At 42.9% G+C, this 24,486-nt stretch carries 24 protein-coding genes; 19 read left to right on the forward strand and 5 right to left on the reverse strand.

Features of this window, described 5'->3' with window-relative positions; all coding sequences use genetic code 11:
- Window positions 1-143 precede the first annotated feature (143 nt).
- From pepF to SSIN_RS06390, 14 genes are all read left to right on the forward strand, one after another.
- The gene (pepF, locus tag SSIN_RS06325) at window positions 144-1,946 is read left to right on the forward strand and encodes an oligoendopeptidase F (protein ID WP_037617024.1); all 1,803 of its coding nucleotides are present in this window, start codon (window positions 144-146) and stop codon (window positions 1,944-1,946) included.
- Between the two features lies 1 nt (window position 1,947).
- Entirely contained in the window at window positions 1,948-2,631 is a 684-nt protein-coding gene (locus SSIN_RS06330; protein ID WP_037617026.1) for an O-methyltransferase, read from the forward strand.
- A 116-nt stretch (window positions 2,632-2,747) separates the two neighbouring features.
- Window positions 2,748-3,755: a peptidylprolyl isomerase PrsA gene (prsA, locus tag SSIN_RS06335; RefSeq protein ID WP_037617028.1), complete on the forward strand. Its 1,008-nt coding sequence runs from the start codon at window positions 2,748-2,750 to the stop codon at window positions 3,753-3,755.
- 140 nt (window positions 3,756-3,895) lie between these two features.
- On the forward strand, window positions 3,896-4,477 hold the full coding sequence (locus SSIN_RS06340) for an LURP-one-related/scramblase family protein (protein WP_209325464.1): 582 nt from the start codon (window positions 3,896-3,898) through the stop codon (window positions 4,475-4,477).
- 38 nt (window positions 4,478-4,515) lie between these two features.
- Window positions 4,516-7,134 carry an alanine--tRNA ligase gene (alaS, locus tag SSIN_RS06345; RefSeq protein WP_037617031.1) on the forward strand — a complete coding sequence of 873 codons (2,619 nt, stop codon included), beginning with the start codon at window positions 4,516-4,518 and terminating at the stop codon, window positions 7,132-7,134.
- A 168-nt stretch (window positions 7,135-7,302) separates the two neighbouring features.
- On the forward strand, window positions 7,303-8,325 hold the full coding sequence (gene argC, locus SSIN_RS06350) for an N-acetyl-gamma-glutamyl-phosphate reductase (RefSeq protein WP_037617032.1): 1,023 nt from the start codon (window positions 7,303-7,305) through the stop codon (window positions 8,323-8,325).
- A 17-nt stretch (window positions 8,326-8,342) separates the two neighbouring features.
- Window positions 8,343-9,536 carry a bifunctional glutamate N-acetyltransferase/amino-acid acetyltransferase ArgJ gene (gene argJ / locus SSIN_RS06355; RefSeq protein WP_037617033.1) on the forward strand — a complete coding sequence of 398 codons (1,194 nt, stop codon included), beginning with the start codon at window positions 8,343-8,345 and terminating at the stop codon, window positions 9,534-9,536.
- 11 nt (window positions 9,537-9,547) lie between these two features.
- Window positions 9,548-10,285, forward strand: coding sequence for an acetylglutamate kinase (gene argB, locus SSIN_RS06360; RefSeq protein ID WP_037617034.1), 738 nt, complete (start codon window positions 9,548-9,550; stop codon window positions 10,283-10,285).
- Window positions 10,286-10,287: 2 nt separating this feature from the next.
- Window positions 10,288-11,427, forward strand: a complete 1,140-nt coding sequence (locus tag SSIN_RS06365) for an acetylornithine transaminase (RefSeq protein WP_037617036.1) — start codon at window positions 10,288-10,290, stop codon at window positions 11,425-11,427.
- A 274-nt stretch (window positions 11,428-11,701) separates the two neighbouring features.
- Window positions 11,702-11,896 (forward strand): aspartyl-tRNA synthetase, encoded by a 195-nt coding sequence (locus SSIN_RS10950; RefSeq protein WP_234550517.1) that lies wholly within the window; start codon window positions 11,702-11,704, stop codon window positions 11,894-11,896.
- A gap of 11 nt (window positions 11,897-11,907) precedes the next feature.
- Complete coding sequence (locus SSIN_RS06375; protein WP_037617038.1) at window positions 11,908-12,114, forward strand: helix-turn-helix transcriptional regulator; 207 nt, start codon at window positions 11,908-11,910, stop codon at window positions 12,112-12,114.
- A gap of 125 nt (window positions 12,115-12,239) precedes the next feature.
- Window positions 12,240-12,593 carry a PspC domain-containing protein gene (locus SSIN_RS06380; protein WP_052076769.1) on the forward strand — a complete coding sequence of 118 codons (354 nt, stop codon included), beginning with the start codon at window positions 12,240-12,242 and terminating at the stop codon, window positions 12,591-12,593.
- Between the two features lie 15 nt (window positions 12,594-12,608).
- Window positions 12,609-13,349 carry a DUF3169 family protein gene (locus tag SSIN_RS06385; RefSeq protein WP_037617040.1) on the forward strand — a complete coding sequence of 247 codons (741 nt, stop codon included), beginning with the start codon at window positions 12,609-12,611 and terminating at the stop codon, window positions 13,347-13,349.
- Between the two features lie 29 nt (window positions 13,350-13,378).
- A complete protein-coding gene (locus tag SSIN_RS06390; RefSeq protein ID WP_037617041.1) occupies window positions 13,379-13,933 on the forward strand; it encodes a DUF3267 domain-containing protein in 555 nt (184 codons plus the stop codon).
- Window positions 13,934-14,220: 287 nt separating this feature from the next.
- On the opposite strand, the gene zwf is transcribed toward SSIN_RS06390, so the two are convergent.
- The 5 genes from zwf to SSIN_RS10550 form a co-directional block, all read right to left on the reverse strand.
- Complete coding sequence (gene zwf, locus SSIN_RS06395; protein ID WP_037617042.1) at window positions 14,221-15,681, reverse strand: glucose-6-phosphate dehydrogenase; 1,461 nt, start codon at window positions 15,679-15,681, stop codon at window positions 14,221-14,223.
- A 122-nt stretch (window positions 15,682-15,803) separates the two neighbouring features.
- The gene (locus SSIN_RS06400) at window positions 15,804-17,168 is read right to left on the reverse strand and encodes an MFS transporter (RefSeq protein ID WP_037617043.1); all 1,365 of its coding nucleotides are present in this window, start codon (window positions 17,166-17,168) and stop codon (window positions 15,804-15,806) included.
- A 208-nt stretch (window positions 17,169-17,376) separates the two neighbouring features.
- Window positions 17,377-18,192 carry a TIGR03943 family putative permease subunit gene (locus SSIN_RS06405; protein WP_037617045.1) on the reverse strand — a complete coding sequence of 272 codons (816 nt, stop codon included), beginning with the start codon at window positions 18,190-18,192 and terminating at the stop codon, window positions 17,377-17,379.
- On the reverse strand, window positions 18,189-19,094 hold the full coding sequence (locus SSIN_RS06410; RefSeq protein ID WP_037617046.1) for a permease: 906 nt from the start codon (window positions 19,092-19,094) through the stop codon (window positions 18,189-18,191). The genes SSIN_RS06405 and SSIN_RS06410 overlap by 4 nt, the downstream gene beginning before the upstream one ends.
- Window positions 19,091-19,228 carry an SPJ_0845 family protein gene (locus SSIN_RS10550; protein WP_156956298.1) on the reverse strand — a complete coding sequence of 46 codons (138 nt, stop codon included), beginning with the start codon at window positions 19,226-19,228 and terminating at the stop codon, window positions 19,091-19,093. The genes SSIN_RS06410 and SSIN_RS10550 overlap by 4 nt, the downstream gene beginning before the upstream one ends.
- A gap of 171 nt (window positions 19,229-19,399) precedes the next feature.
- Here SSIN_RS10550 and SSIN_RS06415 point away from each other — a divergent pair, with 171 nt between their 5' ends.
- The 5 genes from SSIN_RS06415 (at window position 19,400) to prfB (ending at window position 24,423) form a co-directional block, all read left to right on the forward strand.
- Window positions 19,400-21,532, forward strand: a complete 2,133-nt coding sequence (locus SSIN_RS06415) for a Tex family protein (RefSeq protein WP_037617047.1) — start codon at window positions 19,400-19,402, stop codon at window positions 21,530-21,532.
- Window positions 21,519-21,977: a SprT family protein gene (locus SSIN_RS06420; protein WP_037617048.1), complete on the forward strand. Its 459-nt coding sequence runs from the start codon at window positions 21,519-21,521 to the stop codon at window positions 21,975-21,977. Before SSIN_RS06415 ends, SSIN_RS06420 begins: the two co-directional genes overlap by 14 nt.
- Window positions 21,978-22,071: 94 nt before the next feature.
- Complete coding sequence (locus SSIN_RS06425; protein WP_037617049.1) at window positions 22,072-22,344, forward strand: PspC domain-containing protein; 273 nt, start codon at window positions 22,072-22,074, stop codon at window positions 22,342-22,344.
- A gap of 78 nt (window positions 22,345-22,422) precedes the next feature.
- Window positions 22,423-22,923 carry an NUDIX hydrolase gene (locus SSIN_RS06430; RefSeq protein WP_037617051.1) on the forward strand — a complete coding sequence of 167 codons (501 nt, stop codon included), beginning with the start codon at window positions 22,423-22,425 and terminating at the stop codon, window positions 22,921-22,923.
- A gap of 404 nt (window positions 22,924-23,327) precedes the next feature.
- A protein-coding gene (prfB, locus tag SSIN_RS06435) for a peptide chain release factor 2 (protein WP_156956299.1) occupies window positions 23,328-24,423 on the forward strand; the annotation gives its coding sequence in 2 pieces (ribosomal slippage) (window positions 23,328-23,399 and window positions 23,401-24,423; 1,095 coding nt in all).
- Window positions 24,424-24,486: the final 63 nt, after the last annotated feature.

The raw sequence follows: 24,486 nt of genomic DNA on the forward strand, positions 1-24,486 counted from the left end.
CTAATCATATCAAGGTTTCTTCTTTTTTGGTACTCAGGTCTCACATCTATTGTAACGCTACATGTCTACCCTGCTATTTTGATGCTTAAGTTTCATAAAATCAGGATTTTTGTGATAAAATAGAAAAGATGGAGGAAATTTCTATGGCAAAACAAAGAAATGAAATTGAAGAGAAATACACTTGGGATTTAAGCACAATTTTCCCAACAGACGAAGCCTTTGAAGCGGAGTTGGCGCAGGTTTCTGAAGAAGTAAAAAAAGCAGCTAGTCTGGCTGGGCATTTACTGGATTCAGCTGACAGTCTCTTGACAACGACGGAAATCCAATTGGACTTGATGCGCCGTATTGAAAAGCTCTATTCCTATGCTCACATGAAAAATGACCAAGATACTCGTGTAGCAAAATATCAAGAGTATCAGGCCAAGGGTATGACCATTTACAGTGAATTCGGGCAAAGCTTTGCCTTCTATGAGCCCGAATTTATGGCGATTACAGAAGAACAATACCAAACTTTCCTAGCTGAGCAGCCAGCCTTGCGGCTTTATCAGCATTATTTTGACAAGCTTTTGAAAAAGAAAGCCCACATCTTGACACAGCGCGAAGAGGAGCTACTGGCCGGTGCTGGGGAAATCTTTGGTGCAGCAGGCGAAACCTTTGCTATCTTGGATAATGCGGATATCGTCTTTCCAATGGTGCATGACGAAGATGGAAATGAAGTTCAGCTCAGCCACGGTAACTATATCACCTTGGTCGAGTCTAAAAATCGAGAAGTCCGTAAGGAAGCTTACGAGGCTCTCTACAGCGTCTACGAGCAGTACCAGCATACCTATGCCAAGACTCTGCAGACCAATGTCAAGGTTCATAATTACAATGCGAAAGTCCGCAAGTTTTCATCTGCCCGTGAAGCAGCCTTGTCAGCTGACTTCATTCCAGAAAGTGTCTATGACAGCCTAGTTTCAGCGGTTAATAAGCATTTGCCTCTTTTGCAGCGTTATATCGTCTTAAGAGCGAAGATTTTAGGCATTTCTGATTTGAAGATGTATGATATGTACACACCTTTGTCAGAGACAGACTACAAGTTCACTTATGAGGAAGCTTTGGCTAAGTCTGAAGAAGTTCTGGCTATTCTGGGTGAGGATTATTTGAGCAGAGTCAAGACAGCCTTTTCAGAGCGCTGGATTGATGTTCATGAAAATCAAGGCAAGCGTTCAGGAGCATACTCAGGCGGTTCTTATGATACCAATGCCTTTATGTTGCTAAACTGGCAGGACACACTGGACAATCTCTTTACCTTGGTGCACGAGACAGGCCACAGTATGCACTCCAGTTATACTCGTGAGACCCAGCCTTATGTCTATGGAGACTACTCTATCTTCCTAGCTGAGATTGCTTCGACGACCAATGAAAATATCTTGACAGAAAAGCTCTTGGAAGAAGTAGAAGACGATGCAACCCGCTTTGCTATCCTCAATCACTTCTTGGATGGCTTTAGAGGTACGGTCTTCCGTCAAACCCAGTTCGCAGAGTTTGAGCATGCTATCCACAAGGCTGACCAGGAAGGTCAAGTTTTGACCAGCGAGTTTCTCAATGAGCTCTATGCTGACTTGAACGAGAAATACTATGGACTGAAGAAAGAAGACAATCCACAGATTCAGTATGAATGGGCTCGAATTCCGCATTTCTACTACGATTACTATGTTTTCCAATATTCGACAGGATTTGCAGCTGCTTCAGCCTTGGCTGAAAAGATTGTCCATGGCAGTCAGGAAGACAAGGACAAGTATCTGGACTATCTCAAAGCTGGGAACTCTGACTATCCCCTCAATGTCATCAAAAAAGCAGGGGTGGATATGGAAAAAGAAAACTACCTAAATGCTGCTTTTGCTGTCTTTGAGCGTCGTCTAGACGAATTCGAGGCCTTGGTAGAAAAGTTGGGACTGGCATAAGATGGTCGAGACTTATAATCAAAATTCTAATCCCAATATGCGTCGGCCAGTGGTCAAAGAAGAAATTGTAGACTTTATGAGACGGCGTCTCCAGCCGGTTACTGGTGGACTCAAGGAGTTGGAGGATTTTGCCAGAGCTGAAAATGTACCTGTGATTCCCCATGAGACAGTAGCTTATTTCCGCTTACTGCTCGAAAGTCTGCAGCCTGAGAAGATTTTAGAAATCGGTACGGCTATTGGTTTTTCGGCTCTTTTGATGGCGGAGCATGCGCCTCAGGCTCAGATTACGACTATTGATCGCAATCCAGAGATGATTGAGCTGGCCGAGGCTAATTTTGCTAAATATGACAGCCGCCAGCAGATTACCTTGCTGGAAGGCGATGCAATGGATCTGCTTCAGACACTGGAGGATTCCTACGACCTTGTCTTTATGGACTCTGCCAAGTCTAAGTATGTGGTCTTTATGCCCCAAGTTCTCAAGCGCCTCAATCCTGGTGGTCTGGTCCTCATTGATGATGTCTTTCAAGGAGGAGATGTTGCCAAGCCTTTTGAGGAAATTAAGCGTGGCCAGCGGGCTATTTACCGCGGTTTGCATAGTCTTTTTGAAGAAACCTTAGATCGGCCTGATTTAACAGCCAGTCTCTTGCCACTTGGAGATGGTCTTCTTATGATTAGAAAAAAATGAGATATCTGAAATTATCCTGTTATTTAAAAGTTTTTAGCAAAATTTAAGATATCAAGTTAGATTTGTGGTACAATAGACAAAGTGAATTTATATAAAAGCGAGGAGAAAAACATTCTATGAAGAAAAAATTGTTCGCAGGAGCTGTGACACTTTTATCCGTTGTTGCGTTAGCTGCGTGTTCGCAAGCAGATGGTAAAGACATTATTACCATGAAGGGAAACACAATTACGGTTAATGAGTTTTATGATCAAGTTAAGAGCAATGGAGCTGCTCAGCAAGTCTTGCTTCAAATGACGATCAAGGAAGTATTTGAAAATAAATACGGTAAAAAGGTAACCGATAAAGAGGTGACAGAAGCCTTTGATAAAATGAAATCAGCCTATGGCTCTGCTTTCCAAAAGGTTCTTGCACAAAACGGATTGACCGAAGATGCCTACAAGGATCAAATTCGAACCAATAAATTGGTTGAGTATGCTGTAAAAGAAGCTGCAAAAAAAGAATTGACAGATGAAAACTATCAGGCTGCCTTTGCAAATTATACACCAGAAGTGACTGCTCAAATCATCAAGCTGGACAGCGAAGATAAGGCTAAAGAAATCCTTGAACAGGCTAAAGCGGAAGGTGCTGATTTTGGTCAAATCGCAAAAGATAACTCAACAGATGCAGCAACCAAAGAAAAAGGTGGAGAAGTGAAGTTTGATTCTGGCTCGACAGATGTTCCAGATGCTGTGAAAAAAGCTACTTTTGCCTTAGAAGAAAATGGAATTTCAGATGTTATAACTGTTCGAAGTTCTCAAAATTATAGCTCCAGCTTCTATATTGTTAAGTTGGTCAAAAAATCTGAAAAATCTTCAAATTGGAAAGATTATAAAAAGCAGCTGAAAGAAGTTATTTTAACGCAAAAACAAAATGATGCTAGCTTCATTCGCTCAGTTGTAGCCAAAGAGTTGAAAGATGCAAATATTAAGGTGAAAGATGCTGCTTTCCAAAATGTTTTTGCACAATATATTGAATCAGAAACCTCAGATTCATCTGCCTCTGCTTCCTCAAGTGCTGCCAGCAGCTCAGAAACTTCTGAGTCCAGCTCAGCAGCTGAAAGCAGTTCTTCATCAGCAGCAGAATAAGGTTGACGAAAAGAGAATAAGCAAGTATAATAAGACTGGTGAGAATTGATTTTTCAAGTTCTTAGTTCAGAGAATTGGCGGTGCTGCGAGCCATCTGAGACGGGAAATCATGCTACTCATCTTGGAAAATAGAATATGAAATGAGAATGACAAGTTCATTGAATGAAGGTGGTACCGCGGTTTTTCGCCCTTCGGACAAGGAACTTGTCTTTTATATTGACTGTGGAGGTCAAACGATGAAAACCTATTTGGTCAAACAGAAATTTCGCTTAGGCGGCGAACGTTTTGATATCAAGGACGATCGAGGCAATGTAGATTACCAAGTGGAAGGATCTTTTTTCCAGATTCCTAAGACCTTTACAATCTATGACACTCAGGGGCAAATCGTCAGTCAGATTACCAAAACCTTTCTAACTTTCCTGCCCCAGTTTGAGATCAAGCTCAGCAACGGACATAGCTTTTATATCCGTCAGAAATTCACGATTTTGCGTGATAAGTATGAATTTGACAATTTGGGGCTACGAGTTGAAGGGAATATCTGGGATTTAAACTTTCGTCTGCTGGATGACAGCAATCAAGTCGTTGCAGAGATTGCCAAGGAGCTTTTCCATCTAACCTCTACTTATCAGGTTCATGTCTATGATGAGACTTATGCAGATTTGGTCATCTCCCTCTGCGTCGCTATTGACTATGTGGAGATGCTGGAAAGCTCGTCGTCATAATGTAACTATTTTTAGAAAAAATTTAAGGAGAAAAATAAATGAAACAAATGTCAAGTGCTCAGGTTCGTCAAATGTGGCTGGATTTTTGGGCAACTAAAGGTCATGCAGTAGAACCATCTGTCAGCTTGGTGCCGGTCAACGATCCAACCTTGCTTTGGATTAACTCTGGTGTAGCAACCCTCAAGAAATATTTCGATGGAACCATTATTCCAGAGAATCCACGGATTACTAATGCTCAAAAAGCCATTCGGACCAACGATATTGAAAATGTCGGAAAAACTGCCCGCCACCATACCATGTTTGAAATGCTGGGCAACTTCTCTATCGGCGATTACTTCCGTGATGAAGCCATTGAGTGGGCTTACGAGCTTTTGACTAGCCCTGATTGGTTTGATTTCCCCAAAGACAAGCTTTACATGACCTACTATCCAGCTGACAAGGACTCTTACAACCGCTGGATTGCTATGGGAGTGGAAGATAGCCATTTGATTCCGATTGAGGATAACTTCTGGGAAATCGGTGCGGGACCTTCTGGGCCAGATACAGAGATTTTCTTTGACCGAGGCGAAGCTTTCGACCCAGAAAATATGGGAGTGCGCCTCTTAGAAGAAGATATTGAAAACGACCGTTATATCGAAATCTGGAATATCGTCTTGTCACAATTCAACGCTGACCCTGCTGTACCGCGTAGCGAGTACAAGGAATTGCCACACAAGAACATTGATACGGGCGCAGGTTTGGAGCGTTTGGTGGCGGTTATCCAAGGGGCTAAAACCAACTTTGAGACTGACCTCTTCATGCCAATCATTCGTGAAGTAGAGAAACTGTCTGGCAAGGTCTATGACCAAGATGGCGACAATATGAGTTTCAAGGTTATCGCAGACCATATTCGCTCGCTCTCCTTTGCGATTGGCGATGGCGCTCTTCCTGGAAATGAAGGTCGTGGTTATGTCCTTCGTCGTCTCCTTCGTCGGGCTTCTATGCATGGCCAGAAGTTGGGGATTGAAGGAACTTTCCTTTACAAACTTGTACCAACTGTTGGCAAGATTATGGAAAGCTACTATCCAGAAGTCCTTGAAAAGAAAGACTTTATTGAAAAGATTATCAAGAGTGAAGAAGAATCTTTTGCTCGTACTCTGCACTCTGGTCAGCATTTTGCCCAAGGTATCGTAGCAGACCTGAAAGAAAAAGGCCAAACAATCATCTCTGGTCAAGATGCCTTCAAACTCTACGATACTTACGGCTTCCCACTGGAGTTGACTGAGGAAATCGCTGAAGAAGCAGGCATGACTGTAGACCGTGCTGGCTTTGAAGCGGCTATGAAAGAGCAGCAGGATCGGGCGCGTGCTTCCGTCGTCAAGGGCGGCTCAATGGGCATGCAAAATGAAACCCTGCAGGCCATCACAGTAGAGAGTGCCTTTAACTACGAAAAAGAAGAGTTAACAGCTGAACTTCTTGCTATCGTGGCGGACGATGCAGCAGTGAAGTCTGTTGAGACAGGCACAGCTGCCCTCATCTTTGCAGAAACACCATTCTACGCAGAAATGGGTGGTCAGGTGGCCGACCACGGTCAAATCTTTGATGCAGCAGGCAATCTGGTAGCGCAAGTAAGGGACGTGCAAAAGGCACCAAATGGTCAACCACTGCATACTGTAGAAGTTTTGGCACCTCTGGCTCTCGGTCAAAGCTATAAACTGGAAATTGACCACAGCCGCCGCCATCGTGTGATGAAAAACCACACGGCGACTCACCTCTTGCACTCAGCCTTGCATAATGTTCTTGGTAACCATGCAACCCAAGCAGGCTCTCTGAATGAAGTAGAATTCCTGCGCTTTGACTTTACGCATTTCCAAGCGGTAACAGCAGAAGAGCTGCGTGCTATCGAGCAAGAAGTCAATGAGAAAATCTGGGAAGCTATCGCTATCAAGACAGTTGAGACAGATATTGACACGGCTAAGGAAATGGGTGCCATGGCGCTCTTTGGTGAAAAATATGGTAAAGAAGTTCGCGTCGTAACCATCGGTGACTACTCAGTCGAGCTTTGCGGAGGAACTCACGTGGGCAACACTTCTGAAATCGGGATTTTCAAGATTATCAAAGAAGAAGGTATCGGATCTGGAACTCGTCGTATCTTGGCAGTTACCAGCAAGGAAGCCTTTGAAGCTTACCGTGAGGAAGAAGAGGCGCTCAAGGCTATCGCAGTGACTCTCAAGGCTCCGCAAATCAAGGAAGTGCCTAATAAGGTAGAATCTCTGCAAGGACAGCTTCGCCAACTCCAAAAAGAGAATGCTGAGCTCAAGGAAAAAGCAGCAGCAGCGGCCTCTGGGGAAGTCTTCAAGAATGTTCAAGACGCAAATGGACATCGCTTTATCGCAAGTCAGGTTTCTGTTTCCGATGCAGGCGCCCTGCGCACCTTTGCTGACACTTGGAAGCAGAAGGACTATTCAGATGTTCTCGTTCTGGTCGCAGCCATTGGTGATAAAGTCAATGTCCTTGCAGCCAGCAAGACCAAGGAAGTGCATGCTGGCAATCTGATTAAGGAATTGGCACCGATTGTGGATGGCCGAGGCGGCGGTAAGCCAGACATGGCTATGGCCGGCGGCAGCAAGCAATCAGCTATCCAAGACTTGCTTGGAGCAGTTGCGGAGAAATTATAATAGATTTTTTAAGATCAGGATTGATGTCCTGGTCTTTTTTCTTGCTTTTCTAAAGACAAGAAAATGTTTAATTAAAACGTTTTATGAATAAAAATACAAATATTGCTTGACAATATTAGATTTTGATAGTAAAATTATACGCATATTTATACAAAGGAGTTTTAAAATATGCGTATTTCGATTGTTGGAATTACAGGTTACTCAGGATTAGAACTCCTTCGTATCCTACAGCATCATCCAAGAGCTAAGGTCGTTTCGATTCATGCGACGAAGGAAATCGGCAAGTTTTTGTCAGAACTTTATCCACATTTAAAAGGGCTGTGTGACCTAAAAATTGAGGTATTTGATAGTCAGCGTATTATGCAGCAAGCTGATCTGGTATTTTTTGCAACTCCGAGCGGGGTAGCAAAAGAGATGGTGGCAGATTTTATTGCAGCAGATTTTCCAGTGATTGACTTATCTGGAGATCATCGCCTACCAGGGGATATTTATAAAAAATGGTATAAAAAAGAGCCAGCTCAGGCAATTATTCAGAAAAAGTTTATTTATGCCTTGTCTGAATTTGCAGATGTGAGTGAGAAGCGCTTTATTGCCAATCCAGGCTGTTATGCTACAGCAACGGAACTGGTCTTGATTCCTCTGTTGCAAGCGCAGGCTATTGAGCTTGATTCTATTATTGTGGATGCTAAGAGTGGTCTGACTGGTGCAGGGAAAAATCCTACAGAAGCCAGTCATTTCGTACAGGTTCATGATAACTATGTCACTTATAAACTAAATCAGCACCAGCATATTCCTGAAATTGTTCAGTTTTTACAGAGTTTTGATGAGAAGCTTGCGTCTATCCAGTTTTCGACTTCTCTGATCCCAGTCAATCGTGGGATTGTAGCGACGGTCTATGTGAAATTGAGAAAAGGCCTGAATGTAGCAGATATTTCCAGTATGTATCGACGATGTTATCAGGATAAACCTTTTGTCAGGGTGCAGGCAGCCTTGCCAACCTTGCATCAAGTGATTGGTACTAACTACACAGATATAGGTTTTGATTACAATCCGGTGACCAATATTTTAACGGTAGTTGCAGTTCTAGATAACTTGGTCAAGGGAGCAGCTGGACAAGCTGTTCAAAATATGAATCTTATGTTTGGTTTTCAAGAGACGGAAGGACTTCTCAGTCCACCTCTATTTGTATAGTGATGATTGGAGTCAGAATGAAAGTAATTGATGGAAATATTGCCAGTCCCCTAGGCTTTTCGGCCGACGGCCTATATGCTGGTTTTAAGAAAAAGAAGCTGGACTTTGGCTGGATTGTTTCAGAAGTACCAGCTAGCGCTGCAGGAGTTTATACGACCAACAAGGTTATTGCGGCTCCGCTTATCGTTACGAGAGAATCTGTGAAAAAAAGTGGGAAACTACAGGCAGTAGTGGTCAATTCAGGTGTAGCCAATTCCTGTACAGGACTCCAAGGAATGGAAGATGCCTATGAGATGCAAAGGCTGACAGCACAAAAACTGAAGATTGAGCCTGACTTGGTCGGTCTTGCTTCAACAGGAGTCATCGGTGAGCTGCTTCCAATGGATGCGCTGAAAAATGGTCTGTCGCAAATTGTCATCAGTGGTAAGGCCGATGATTTTGCTCGAGCGATTCTAACGACAGATACCTGCACGAAAACCTGTGTTGTGACAGAACGATTTGGTAAGGATTTAGTGACCATGGCAGGAGTGGCAAAAGGATCAGGAATGATTCATCCTAATATGGCTACCATGTTGGCTTTTATCACTTGTGATGCCAATATATCTAGCCAAACATTGCAGAAAGCACTTGGACAGAATGTTGAAACGACTTTCAACCAAATTACAGTGGATGGAGATACGTCAACTAATGATATGGTTTTAGTCTTGGCCAACGGTTATACTCAAAATGAAGAAATTTTGCCCGATACAGAGGAGTTTGAGCGCTTTGCCCAGATGCTGCACTATGTAATGGAAGATTTGGCGAAGAAGATTGCTAAAGACGGAGAGGGAGCGAGTAAGCTGATTGAGGTGAATGTTCTGCATGCTCAGGACAGCCTGAGTGCGCGAATGATTGCCAAAAGTGTGGTCGGTTCCAGTCTAGTCAAGACAGCGATTTTTGGAGAAGATCCAAATTGGGGCCGAATTATAGCCGTGATTGGATATGCAGGAGCCGAGTTGTCAGTGGCAAATATTGATATCTTTATAGGTCAGCTGCCGGTTATGCTGGCTTCTAGTCCAGTTGCTTTTGATGCGGAAGAGATGCAAGAAATGATGGGGCAGGATGAAGTCACTATTACCATTGACCTCCATGATGGAGACGCTACTGGACAAGCTTGGGGTTGTGACTTGTCTTATGACTATGTGAAAATAAATGCCCTCTACAGAACCTAAGGAGAAATAATATGAAAGATGTTATCGTGATTAAAATTGGCGGTGTTGCCGCTCAGAAATTATCCACTTCTTTTATCGAGCAGGTGAAAAATTGGGTCGATAATGGGAAAAAAATTATTCTTGTTCACGGAGGAGGTGTTGTCATCAATCAGCTCTTGCTGGAACGTCATTTGCCGAGTCGTAAGATCAAGGGGCTGCGTGTGACCAACCAGTCGGATATTCCTATCATCAAGAAAGCTCTTCTGGATATCGTTGGGCAGGGTCTGACTCAACAGTTCAATCAGGCTGATATTGACAGCATTCAGTTAGTATCTCATCTGGGCCAGACTGTGTCGGCGGATTATATCGACAAATCAATTTATGGCTATGTTGGTCAGGTCACGGATATTCACAGTAGTTATTTGGAGCAGCTTTTGGATGACCATATTATTCCAGTTTTGGCTTCACTTGGGGAAAATGCAGACGGTCAACTATTGAATATCAATGCGGATTATTTAGCTGCTGCTGTAGCTAAAAAATTTCAGGCAGAGAAATTGATTTTGATGACGGATACGCAAGGTGTCTTGGAGGATAAAAAAGTGCTGCCACAGATTTTGACCAGCCAAGTGCCCCAAAAAATCCAGAAAGGAATTATCAAGGATGGTATGATTCCAAAAATCGAAAGTGCTGTTCAGACAGTCCTATCTGGTGTCAGTCAGGTCTGGATTGGAAATAGTCTTTCGGCAGGAACCTTGATAGCAGAGGGATAAATATGAGTTTTTTATTTCAAAATTATAATCGAGCCTCGATTGAATTTGTCAAGGCCGAGGGCAACTATCTGATGGATAGTGAAGGGCGTGCTTATTTGGATTTTTCTTCTGGGATTGGTGTGACCAATTTGGGCTTTCACCCACAAGTCCAAGCGGCTCTGCTTCGGCAGGCCGAGCAAATTTGGCACAGTCCCAATCTTTATCTCAGCTCACTGCAAGAAAAGGTGGCTGAGGAGTTGGTTGCTGGCTATGATTACCTAGCATTTTTCTGCAACAGTGGGGCGGAGGCCAATGAAGCAGCCATTAAGTTGGCCCGCAAGGCCAGTGGCAAGCAGGGGATTATTAGTTTTCAGCAGTCCTTTCACGGTCGGACTTTCGGGGCGATGGCTGCGACTGGCCAAGAGAAAATTAAAATAGGATTTGGTGACGGTCTTTCTCATTTCAGCTATGCCATTTATAATGATTTAGCTAGTGTTAAAGCCTTAGTCAATAGTGATACTGCTGCTGTGATGCTGGAATTGGTTCAAGGAGAGTCGGGTGTCCTGCCAGCTGATGAGCAATTTGTTCAGGATTTAGCTGATTTTTGTCGGCAAAACAAGATTTTGCTAGTGGTGGATGAGGTGCAGACAGGGATGGGTCGAACGGGCAAGCTTTATTCCTTTGAACACTATGACATTGTGCCAGATATTGTGACTTTGGCCAAGGGACTGGCCAATGGAGTGCCAGTAGGGGCAATGCTAGGTAAGAAAGAGCTGGCTTCAGCCTTTAATTACGGCAGTCATGGTTCAACTTTTGGCGGTAATCGATTAGCCATGGCAGCTGCTTTAGAAACATTGCGCCAACTAAAAACACCTGACTTCATGGAAGAAGTTCAGGAGAAAAGCAGATTGCTAGTCGGAGAATTGCAAACAGCCCTTCAAGGAAATCCAAGGGTCCTAGCTATTAGAGGTCTGGGTTTGATGATTGGAATCGAAACAAGCTCTAACCTGTCTGTCCTAGTTGAAAAAGCACGGGAAAAAGGCTTGATTGTTCTTACAGCTGGAACGAATGTGATTCGCCTCCTGCCACCTCTGACCCTCAGTGAGGAAGAAATCCAGCGAGGCGTAGGCACTCTCAAGGAAGTATTTGAAGAAGTAGATTAGAAACTCAGCTGAAGCTGGGTTTTCTTTTGTCAATGATTTTATACTTTATGACAAAAATATTTATTTTTTTGACAAATATAATTGTCAAAAAGAAAAGAATCTGTTACAATGTATTTAAGTTAAGAAGAAAAGACAAAAGGAGGGACTCATGGATATACTGTTTTGGTTTCTAGTTCCGGTATGTTTCGTTTTTTGGTTGACATCATCCAGTAAATTGAACAATGTGAAAAGGAAGTTGAAACGTTTAGAGAGAAATAAAGAAAGGAGTGGAGAAATGTCACGTTTTTTTAAAGAAATGATTGGGAAAAAACCGATCATAATCGGTGAAGTTTTAGGGACAGAGTCCTGGGAGGTAGTTGATGCCGATGACGATTGGGTTAAGTTGAGTAAGACCAATAAAAAAGGTCAAACAAGAATGAAATTGATGCGAATTGACGATATCAAATCTGTTGAACTGAGAGAGGGCTGAGAGGTGTTGTTATGAAGCTGAAAAATCGACTGAAAGAGCTGAGGGCTAGAGACGGGCTGAATCAGACTGAGCTGGCCAAGAAAGCCGGCGTGTCGCGGCAAACGATTAGTTTGCTCGAGCGGGATGAGTACACACCTTCCGTGGTTATTGCTCTCAAAATTGCTCAGATTTTCAACGAAAATGTCGAAAATGTTTTTCGCCTAGTGGAGGAAGAATAGAATGTTAGGAAAAATCGGGAACTGAAGATATTTAATGCTAGTCATCTTAGCGACTTAGGGTTTACTTTGCTGACTAGTAAGCTAGAGGTCATAAAGTGACGGAAAGTAAAACAAGGAGAAAAACAATGCAAGAATTTATGGAAAATTTTAAAGTTAACGAAGAACAAGCAAAAATTGCTGGTGTTTGCGCAGGTTTGGCGGATTATTTTGGGATAAAGGTAGCTTATATTCGTCTGATCTTCGGAGTTGTAGTGCTATCGTCGACTGAGTTGGGGATTTTTGTAGCCTTGGGCTATGCCTATCTGGCAGGATGGTTCCAAAAGGATTATTTGTGGGATAAAATGAGCAAAAAAGTCAGAAATCACTTTATTTTTCTGATGACAGTGCTGATTATTTTACCTTTATTTGGTCGTGAAATACTGGAAACTGCCTCTGACTTTCTTAGCCAAGTCATGGCTTGGCTGACTGCACTTATTTAAGTATAGGAGAAAACAATGTCAACAAAGAAAAGAATATTGAGAAATATCGGCATCTTAATTCTTGCTATTATATTAGGAGGAGTAGTTGGATTTATAATGGCTCATTTTGAACATTTTTCTTGGCCGACCGTCTTAAATGTTGAACTGCTGAAGAACATTGGCCGAGCGAGTTTGTTCATTCTCTATCCCGTAACCTTTTTCTTGCTCTATCAGACGCATAAAGTTCACGGGGCTTACCAGAGAGAAGAAGATGATGACAAAAGCTATGAGCTCTATCGTCAAACCTTCAAGACCTTAGAATATGCGACGATTTTATATAATATCTCGTCTGCACTAACTCTATTCACCCTCTTTGTAGGAGTGAGCTACCTAGGTCCGCTACTAGGGTCAGAAACGACGATTGACATTCCATTTTATGATATTGCACTGTTTCTTGCTTTGATTTTAGGTCAAATTCTTGTATTGAAAACCACTCAGAAGGTTCGTCAATATAAATTATCTGCTATGCCAACCATTGAGGAGATGAAGGACTATGCGCTGTCCTATGATGAAGGGGAGTTGCAGGCTCATTATGAACAAAGCTTTTTGACCCTCTTCAATCTCAATCAGCGCCTCATTCCAGGCCTTTATGTCTTACTCTTTATTCTTGGAGCTGGGACACCAATGCAGGTCGCTTCTGGTATGATTGTCTTAACCATTATTTTTGTCTATATCAATGCGGAGTCTTATCAAGCAGTTAAAAGATATTTCAAATAAGCTGTTTGGCGGCCAAAAAGGAGTTCATCATGAAATTAATCAAAAAAATCAACTTTATGGAAGAAAAGAAATATGTAATCGGTCTAAATGTAGCGGGGATCTTGCTGATTTTTCCCTTCTCTGTGCTTTTTGCGAAATTGACCCAGCTAATCTTCCGAGCCGATCATTATGATTTTTCGGGTCTAGATATCGTCTATTTGTTAGTTTTTACCTTTATCCTTGTCGTCATCCATGAGTACATCCACGGTTTCTTCTTCAAGTTTTTTGGTAAAGGGAAAGCCAAGGTCAAGTTTGGTTTTAAAAATGGGATGGCCTATGCGACTAGTCCAGGTACCTTCTACCATCGTAAGGACTTCTTGGTCATTGGTTTGGCTCCCTTTGTTTTGATTAGCCTACTTCTGACTTTATTGGCCATGCTGGGCTTGCTCAGTTCAACTCTCTACATGCCTCTAGCTAGTCTTCATGCAGCGGGTTGTGTTGGTGACTTTTACATCGCTTTGCTGCTGTTGGGGCAGACTGATGATATTCTCATCGAGGATACTGAGGTTGGCATGAATTTTTACCAGAAAGAAGAAGGAAATTAGGTCATCAAAGTTACTTGCTATTAGGCTTATTGATAAAGAGTTTTAGTCTTGGTTCTTTCGAAGTCAAAAACAAAGTTTAAGTGTATTTTATCTGGTACAAAATAAAAAAGATTATCAACTTGAACCGCACCCCAAAAAGTTAGATTTTTCTGTCTAACTTTTTGGGGTCAGTACAACTTGGTTGATAATCTTTTTATGTTCTGTTTTACTTTTTTTTCAAAGAACTTGCCATCTGGCTAGTAATTCCTAGTGTTGTGTGCTTATCGTTCTATGTTTGAAAGTAGCTCTTATTTATCAGGCTGCCATTGCCATCTGGCTCCGAATTGCGCTAATAGATCAAAGGCAGCTTCTGGTCCCATAGAACCAACAGCGTATTCATGCAGCGGCACTTGGTTTTGGCTCCACAACTGTTCGATTTTATCAATCAATTCCCAGCTAGCTTTGACTTCATCCCAGTGGCTGAAATTGGTCGAGTCGTTATTGAGGACGTCAAAAATCAGCTTTTCATACGGGTCTGGAGAGGCTCCTGAGGCTGTGGCATCTGTCCGGTAATCAAATGAAATCGGGGCTAGATTAAAGAGCTCGCCGACTTCTTTTCCGTTGACACTGAGTGAAAATCCTTCGGTTGGCTGGATGTAAATAGTCAAAATATTTGGTTTGAGCGGCTCACCAAAAATGGAATTCATCTGCTTGAACACAATATTGACATGAGTACCCTTTGCGGTCAGGCGTTTTCCAGTTCGGAAGAAGAAAGGCACATCACGGAAACGGTCAGTATCAATAAAGAAGGCACCAGAAACAAAAGTTTCAGTGGTCGATTCAGCATTGACATTGGGCTCGCTACGGTAGGAAATGTATTTTTTGCCGTTGACTTTGCCAGACTTGTATTGCCCCCGAATGAAGAGACGCTTCAAATCGTCCTCACTTGGCTGAACAAGGCGCTCAAAAACTTTGACTTTTTCTGCTCGAATGTTTTCTTTGGTAAAGCTTTTTGGCTTATCCATGGCTAGTAGAGAGAGGAGTTGCAAGGTATGATTCTGCACCATATCACGGAGGGCTCCGGACTGATCATAATAGCCACCGCGTTCTTCAACACCGAGCTTTTCAGCAAAAGTAATCTGCACATTATCAATGTAATCGCGATTCCAAATATTTTCAAACAGGAGATTAGCAAAACGAATCGCGAAGATGTTTTGGATCATTTCCTTGCCCAGATAGTGGTCAATCCGGAAAATCTGTTCTTCGTCAAAAGTGGCCAGTAAGTCTTCGTTGAGCTTGCTGGCAGTTGCCAGATCTGTCCCAAAGGGTTTTTCGACAATCAGACGCTCAAATCCTTTTCCATCAACGATATGTTCAGATTTGAGGTGCTTGGCAATGGTTCCAAAAAACTGAGGAGCCATAGAGAGGAAGAAGAGTTTATTGTTCTCTGCCTGATATTCCTCATTGAGCTTGTTTTGTAGCTTGCACAGCTCAATATAATGCTCGGTATCCTGCACATCGTGGCTTTGATAATAAAAATGACTGGCGAATTCTTGGGCTTGCTCAGGACTGTCAGCTAGGTCTGAGATAGAGTCGACAACGACAGACTCAAAATATTCCTTACTCCAAGGTCTGCGGGCAGTTCCGATAACGGCAAAATGTTCAGAAAGATTGCCAGATTTATAAAGTCTAAACAGGGAAGGATAAAGTTTTCTTTGGGCTAAGTCGCCACTGGCACCGAAAATTGTAACAATAACTTTTGAAGACATGATACCTATTACCTATCTAAATGTGATTGTTTCTATTTTATCACAATTTTCAGAAAAATTGTATTTGAAAAATTCGGATTTGGTGGAAAGAAAATATCCCGAGGGAAAGTCGGGATACGAGTTTAGGATTGGCTTTTCTTCTTGATAGCGCGAAAGAGGAAATAGTAGAAAATAAAGTTGCCACCCACGAGGACTAAAAGCAAGCTGAAGACATTGTGGACACCAGTTGTGGTGTCGGGTGCTTGATTGAGCAGGACGGCTGCAATTGCTGTTCCCAAGGCGCCTGCGAAGGTCTGAGCTAGTTGAAAGAGGGCAGTTACATCTGCTGTTTTTCCTTTGCTGGCTTGTGAGGCGGAAAGAGCCATAGTATTGTTGAAGGCCATGTTGCGGCCCAGAGTAAAGAGGATATAAAAACCTAAGATTAGTGGGAGATTGAGCCAGTTTGTAAAGAAGCTATAGACAATCATGACGAGAAAGACTAGGCTATTACCGCCAAAGAGAGATAGTTTAGGGCCTTTGTTATCGTATAATTTTCCCAGAAAAGGAGACATGAAAGCTCCGATCATAGTTCCTGGAAGGAGGGAAAATCCAGCTTGAGCGGTTGAGACATTCTTGACCAGCACGAGAAAGTTGGGAATGAGAAAATTGCTGGATAGGTTGGAAAATTGAAAGATCAAAAAAGGTAGAATTCCAAAGAAAATCGTTGGTTCTTTCAAGATACGGATGTCCAGAAATGGATGTTGGACAGTCAGACTCCGCCAGATGAAAAAGACAAAGGAAAGGAGGAAAACAGCCAGATACAGCCAATTAACGCTGGCTCCCTCTTCCAAACTGGAAATGGTCATTAAAGAAAAGGAAAGGGCAACTGCAAGAGAGAGAAAGCCAAGCACATCAAAAGGACGCTTGCTTTTACCAGTTGAATTTTGTAGGTTAAAATAGGCTAGTAAAAAAGAAATGATGGGAACCGGTAAGATACAGGTATAAATCATATGCCAGTCAAAGGAGGCAATCATATAGCCTCCGTAGGTCGGGCCGATGGCTGGTGCCAGGCTGATGACTAGACCGCTCAGTCCCATGAAAAGTCCAATATTTTTCCGAGGGATTCGTTCTACAATGAGATTAAACATGAGCGGCATGGCAATTCCAGTTGCTCCGCCTTGGAGGATTCGTCCTATCATTAGGAAGGTAAAATCTTGTGCCAGCGTGGCAATCAGATTTCCAAGGCTAAAGATGGCGAGTGAGGTAAAGAGGATGCGACGCTCCGTCCAGTTGTGGGCCAGAGTCGCTCCCAGCGTTATAGTGATGGCGACCGCCAGCAGGTAGCCAGTCGTAATCCATTGTAGTACTCCTAGGCCCAAGCCAAAGACCTGGCTGAGGTGGGGAAAGGTCACATTCATACTAGTCTCTGAAAGAATCCCAGCAAAGGCGACCAAGGCCACAGCTAGAATAGAAAGCAAATCTTGTTTCGTTGCTTTTTCTTGCTTCATAAAAATAACTCCTTTTCAAATGAGATAGTATTATTGTAGCACGATTTTTCCGAGAGAGGAGAGAAAAAAGTTAAATATCAACTTTAATCAAGGCTCTTCTAATTTATAAAATCCAGTCAGACCAACTTTGTAAAGGGGAAAGAATGAATTGCAAGGCTTGCATATAAAAGAAACACCCATGAAAATGGATTTTCACAGGTGTTTGACTTTAAAATACTCGATAGACGTAAGGATTGTTCGGTTTTTCTACCCTATCAAAGCTTTCAACTTCTAGAGTTGGAAGGCTTTGCCCCAGACTTTTATGGTAGTGCATGGCAAGTTTCCCCTTGGCATGAATCCAGGTATTATTCTCGAAATGCTGGGTATTTCCAGTCGTCAAGAGGCCATAGACACCTGAGTCGGCGATACAATGGATAATACCGAAGCGAAAGAGGAATTGGCTCTTCTGGTCGCTGGGGTCATTGTAGACAAAGCCAGTGAACTCTAGCTTCTTGCCTACAAACTCGTCGGGATAATCATAGATGACCTCCATGACCTCCATGTAGTTCTCAGTCGTGACCTGAATGGTATCTTGCTTAACATATTTCTTAGCGGCTGCCCGCATTTCTTTTTCATAAGCCCCTTTGGTAAAGTAGGTGCTGGTATCCGGCTTCAAGTATTGGCTGGTTGTGCCTTCGTCCTGCTGGACGGCTGCAGAAGTTCCTTCAGCCAGCGGGAAATGAAATCCTTTAGCCGAAACTGTTGTTGAATCCAAGGTGACAGTTGGAAAGAAAATTCCCACAAAGAGCGGAATGACAAGGAGCAGGACGCTGCCTAACTTAGCCCAGCGAGTGCTTAAATGACTGTGGACCTCCATCTTTTTCATCCAGATGATAAGCTGCACAACTGCCAAGATAAAGGACAGAATCATGGACAGATAGGCCAGATAGGAATAGTGGAGATTGATATATTGATTAAGCTTGCCCGTCAGCTGCAGATACATGGTAATCTCAAAGTAGCCGACTAAGATTAAAAATCGAATCATAGCACTACCCCCACAAGCCAAGAGTAAAGAAAGACGACGACGGTAACTAGGCTGATAAATTGCCAGATAAAGCGTGTCTTAAAGTAGTTTTTCATCATCAGCAGATTCTTGACATCTAGCATAGGTCCAATGACCAAGAAAGCTAGGACTGGTGCTAAGCCGAAGCTAGCAATCAAGGAGCTCCCGATGAAAGCATCAGCTTCGCTGCAAAGTGAGAGCAGGAAGGACAGCAGCATGAGCAGAAGAATAGCAACAGCTGGTGTCGAGCTGATAGAGGTCAGGATTCTGGTTGGTACATAGACTTGGACCAGGCTGGCAAAGAGACAGCCAAAGACTAGATAGCGGCCTGTATCGAAAAATTCATCAATAGCCTGCACAAATACCTGAAATAGCTTTTGTCCTTTGCTGAGATGTGAAAAGTCATGCTCATGAACAGCTTTGCGATTTTCTTTTTGGATATTGCTATCTGCAAAGAAGCCCAGAAAAATCCCTAAAAGAATAGCCACGACCATGGAACCTAAAGCGCGCAGCAGAGCCATCCGAAAGGAATTGCCAAAGGCAGAGTAGGTCGCAAAAAGTACGATGGGGTTGATGACTGGAGCCGTTACCAGAAAAGGCACAGCCGTGTAACTGGGAACTTTCTTTTCCAGAAACCGATTTATAATGGGAACAATCCCGCACTCGCAAGAGGGGAAGACAAAACCAACCAAGCTCCCAAAGAAAATCCGAGCCCATTTGTTCTTGGGCAGAAACCGATAAACCTTGTCTGGCGTGATATAAACCTCGATAAAGCCAGAAATGATACTTCCAATCAAAACAAATGGCAGGGCCTCAATGATAATGGAGAGAAAGATAGCACCGGCTTGCAGGACACTGGCCGGCAGCTGAGAGAAGAAGCTCATTCTTTCTTATCCTTTTCGTTTTTAGATTTTTTCTTGTCTTCCTCAGGGACCTCTACCTTTTCCATCTTGGGCAGAGTGGCAAACTCCTCGAACATCTTGTCTAAATCGTCTGTTTTAGTAAATTTAACAGCCATAAAAGCACCTCATTTCTAAAATAATAATTCTATTATACTACCAAACGAAAAAAAATGATATTTTCAGCCATGATTGATCAGAGACAGTAGACTTATCCTAGCAAGAAAAAGATGGATTAAACTAGTCTTTATAGATTTTTCAGCTTCATATTATGATATAATAGAGGAGTTATGGAAAATATAAATATTGAAAAAATTGCCCAGAAATTGGGCCTTAAAGAAAGCCAAGTATCACAGGTCCTAGATCTAACTGCTGAGGGAAATACCATTCCTTTTATTGCTCGTTACCGTAAGGAAATGACGGGAAATCTGGATGAGGTCGAGATTAAGGCAATCATTGACCTAGATAAGAGCATGACTGCTTTGGCAGAGCGTAAAGCAACGGTTTTAGCTAAGATTGAGGAGCAGGGAAAACTTACGGATGCGCTGCGTTCTGAGATTGAAGCTGCTGAAAAGCTGGCAGATGTGGAAGAGCTTTATCTGCCTTACAAGGAGAAGCGCCGTACCAAGGCTACTATTGCCCGTGAAGCAGGTCTCTTTCCTTTGGCCCGCTTAATCCTACAGGATGCGGCTAATCTGAAGGAAGAAGCTGAGAAACTTACTAGTGAAGCCTTTCCAACATCAGAAGCTGCTCTAGCTGGAGCAGTGGACATTCTGACTGAGGCGATTTCCGAAGATACCAAGCTGCGGGCTTGGACCTACCATGAGATGCAGACCAATTCTTCTATCGTATCGAGTCTCAAAGACGGCGACTTGGATGAAAAGCAGGTCTTCCAGATTTATTATGATTTTTCCGAAAAAGTAGCGACCATGCAAGGCTACCGCACCCTAGCTCTTAACCGTGGTGAGAAGCTAGGTATTCTCAAGGTTGGTTTTGAGCACAATCTTGAGAAAATTCTGCGTTTCTTCGAAGTGCGTTTCAAGGTAAAAAATGCCTATATTATTGAGGCTGTCCAGCAAGCGGTCAAAAAGAAAATCATTCCAGCTATGGAGCGTCGTATTCGGACCGAGCTGACTGAGACCGCTGAGGATGGAGCAATTCAGCTCTTCTCAGATAACCTCCGCCATCTCCTCCTAATCGCCCCTCTCAAAGGTCGCGTAGTACTGGGCTTTGACCCAGCCTTTCGGACAGGAGCCAAGCTGGCAGTTGTTGATGCGACAGGAAAAATGCTGACGACTCATGTCATCTATCCCGTTCCACCAGCAAAGCCAGCTCAGATTGAAGCTTCTAAGAAAGAATTATCAGAGTTAATTGAGCAGTTTGGCGTGGAAATCATTGCCATCGGAAACGGAACTGCCAGCCGAGAAAGCGAAGCCTTTGTAGCAGAAGTGTTGAAATCTCATCCAGATGTCAGCTATGTCATCGTCAATGAAAGCGGAGCATCTGTCTACTCTGCTAGTGAACTGGCTCGTCATGAGTTTCCAGAGTTGACCGTTGAAAAGCGCTCAGCTATTTCCATCGCCCGCCGTCTGCAAGATCCTTTAGCAGAGTTGGTTAAGATTGACCCTAAGTCCATCGGAGTTGGTCAGTACCAGCATGATGTCAGTCAGAAAAAGCTGTCTGAAAGTCTGGACTTTGTCGTGGATACCGTGGTCAACCAAGTCGGAGTCAATATCAACACCGCCAGTCCTGCCCTTCTGGCTCACGTAGCTGGTCTTAATAAAACTATCTCAGAAAATATTGTCAAGTACCGAGAAACGGAAGGCTTGATTCGGTCTCGCGAGGCCATCAAGAAAGTGCCGCGTCTGGGCGCAAAGGCTTTTGAACAGGCAGCCGGATTCTTGCGTATTCCTGAAAGTGATAATCTGTTAGATAATACAGGCGTTCACCCAGAGTCCTATAAGGCAGTGGAGGAGCTCTTTAAGCGTCTTGAAATTAGCAGTTTGGACGAAGCTGCCCAATTCAAATTAAAAGCAGTGCAGACTGCTAGTTTGGCTACAGAGCTAGGCTTGGGAGAAGAAACCCTCAAAGATATTATTGCTGATTTGCTCAAGCCTGGTCGAGATTTGCGTGATTCCTTTGACGCGCCAGTTCTGCGGCAGGATGTCTTGGATATCAAGGATCTGCGCATCGGTCAAAAATTGGAAGGCGTCGTCCGCAATGTCGTCGATTTCGGAGCTTTTGTGGATATCGGTATCCATGAAGACGGGCTTATCCATATCTCTAAAATGAGCAAAAGCTTTATTAAACATCCTAGTCAAGTCCTGTCAGTTGGTGATTTGGTCACTGTCTGGGTAGATAAGCTAGATGTGGAGCGGGAGAAGGTCAACCTCTCTCTGATAGCGCCAAATGAATCTAACTAACTATGTTAAGCAAGTTTCGCTGGAAGATTTTGGCTGGGAATTCCGCCACCAAGCCTATTGGAACAAGCGTCTCCGTACTACAGGAGGACGCTTTTTTCCGAAAGATGGCCATCTGGATTTCAACCCAAAAATCTATGAAAGTTTTGGGCTGGAGACCTTCCGAAAAATTGTCCGCCATGAGTTAGTCCACTATCATCTCTATTATCAGCGCAAGGGTTACCGCCATGGAGATAGGGATTTTAAAGAATTACTCAAGCAGGTGGATGGCCTGCGCTACGCTCCTCCATTGTCCAACTCGCAAGCCTTTCTTATCTATGAATGCCTGAGTTGCGGAGCACTTATCCGTCGTAGACGCAGGGTAAACATTAAAAAATACCGTTGCAGTCGCTGTATGGGCAGGTTGGCATTCTTAAAAGAGAAATTGAACGGAGACTGTGCGAACTAAAAACTGATAGATGCAGAATCAGCCTCTGGGCTGATTTTTTTAACAGCTTTCTATGATAAAATGGAATAAATAATGATAGTTGAGGTCAATCATCATGAAAACTAAGTTTTATAAATTGAGAAGAAACCGAGTAATTTCAGGAGTTTTGTCCGGACTGGCCGACAAATTTAACTTTGATCTTGGCTTGCTGCGTTTCCTGTTTATCATCTTTACAGTTGTGAATTTTGGTTTGGGTATTTTGATTTATGTCTTGCTGGCCATGGTTATGCCCTATAAGGAGGATCTGGAAGAAGAAATGTACGGGACCGGCCCTCGCAAGATAAAAGAAGCTGAACCTATCAACGACAATGATGGTTGGTTTTGGTAAATGTTGATTTAAAAGTCAGTTCATCTAGTGGACTGACTTTTCTGTGGTTTAATGGCTATATTGCCAAAAGGAGTTGCAATGGAAGTTTGGAATGCTTATGACTTCAATCGAAATATACTGCCTTATCTTTTAGTCAGAGGAGAGCCTGTTCCTAAAGGTCAGTTTCATCTTTGTGTCAATGTCTTGGTTCGCCATGAAGATGGAGATATTCTCGTTATGCGCCGTTCTGCCAGCAAGCCTTTATATCCCGGCTACTATGAGTTTGGCGCGGGAGGGAGTGTCCTAGCTCATGAAAGCAGTTTGGTAGCTGCCCACCGTGAGCTTGAGGAGGAAACGGGATTGGTACCCGACAGCATGGAATTGCTTGCGCAAAGAACAGAAGTAGCAGATCAGTGCCATTTTGACTACTATCTGGCTCTTGTTTCAGGCGACAAGACATCTATTTCTTATCAGGAAGGCGAAACAGACGGGCACATTTGGCTGCCAGTCAGTCAACTTTCGGATTTTATCGAAAGTCATCCTTGCTTCCGACATCAAAAACAGATTTTAAGGAGACTGATAAAGAGGTGGCATAGCTAGCTTGCTCAGTATTTAAAGCTTTTCCATAAAGAATACTCTGTTTTAAAATGGCTAGGGGCATTACTTATTAAAGAGCCTCATTCTGCGAGGTTTGTTCAGAATTATTCATTTTTTCTAGATAACAGCTTAAACATTTCAAAACTCTCAAAACGATTCTATGATTAGTATTATTGAGAATTTTTTTATTTATACTCTTTTTAAGTTTTCCATTATACAATGGAATACAAGATGGAGCCATGTGTTAAATCTGTTTTTATATGTTACATTTCTAACAATTCCGTAACAAGCAAGCGCTATTCTTGCCTCTCTGCATAAAATCGGATAAAATAAAAGTGGATTATTATCAAATTAGGCAAATGTCTGAAAATGTGATATAATAAAACGATATATGAAAAGAGGTAACTATGGATATTTCAGAAATTCGTCAAAAAATTGACGCAAATCGTGAAAAATTAGCTTCTTTCAGGGGGTCTCTTTGACTTAGAAGGTCTGGAAGAAGAAATTGCCATCTTAGAAAATAAGATGACAGAACCTGACTTTTGGGATGACAATATCGCAGCCCAAAAAACATCTCAGGACCTAAATGAACTCAAGCAAACCTATGAAAATTTCCATCAGATGACCGATTTGTTTGATGAATCAGAAATTTTACTTGATTTTCTGGCTGAGGACGATTCTGTTCAGGAGGAGCTGGAAGACAAGCTGGCTGACTTGGATAAAATGATGACCAGCTACGAGATGACTCTCTTGCTGTCAGAGCCCTATGATAATAACAATGCTATCCTTGAAATCCACCCAGGATCTGGCGGAACGGAAGCTCAGGATTGGGGGGATATGCTGCTGCGGATGTATACACGTTTTGGCAATGCCAAGGGGTTCAAAGTAGAAGTCTTGGACTATCAGGCTGGTGATGAGGCCGGCATTAAGTCCGTCACTCTTTCTTTTGAAGGGCCGCATGCTTATGGTTTGCTCAAGTCAGAAATGGGCGTGCATCGTTTGGTGCGGATTTCGCCATTTGACTCAGCTAAACGCCGCCATACTTCCTTTACTTCAGTAGAGGTCATGCCAGAGTTGGATGATACCATTGAAGTAGAAGTCCGCGATGATGATATCAAGATGGATACTTTCCGCTCGGGAGGAGCCGGCGGACAGAATGTCAATAAGGTATCAACTGGTGTGCGATTGACCCATATTCCGACGGGAATCGTGGTTCAGTCTACAGTTGACCGAACCCAGTATGGCAACCGTGACCGAGCTATGAAGATGCTTCAGGCCAAGCTCTACCAGCTTGAACAAGAGAAAAAAGCAGCTGAAGTAGACTCGCTCAAGGGAGATAAAAAAGAGATTTCTTGGGGAAGTCAGATTCGTTCTTATGTCTTCACCCCTTATACCATGGTCAAAGATCATCGAACCAGCTATGAAGTAGCTCAGGTAGATAAGGTCATGGACGGAGACTTAGACGGATTTATTGATGCCTATTTAAAATGGCGTCTCAACTAAAAAAATAAACTGAAGCTAGAAATATGAAATGATTTGGACAGTTTCAGCATCTTATGAAAGGAC

The sequence above is a fragment of the Streptococcus sinensis genome (assembly GCF_000767835.1).
Taxonomy (GTDB): Bacteria; Bacillota; Bacilli; order Lactobacillales; family Streptococcaceae; genus Streptococcus; species Streptococcus sinensis.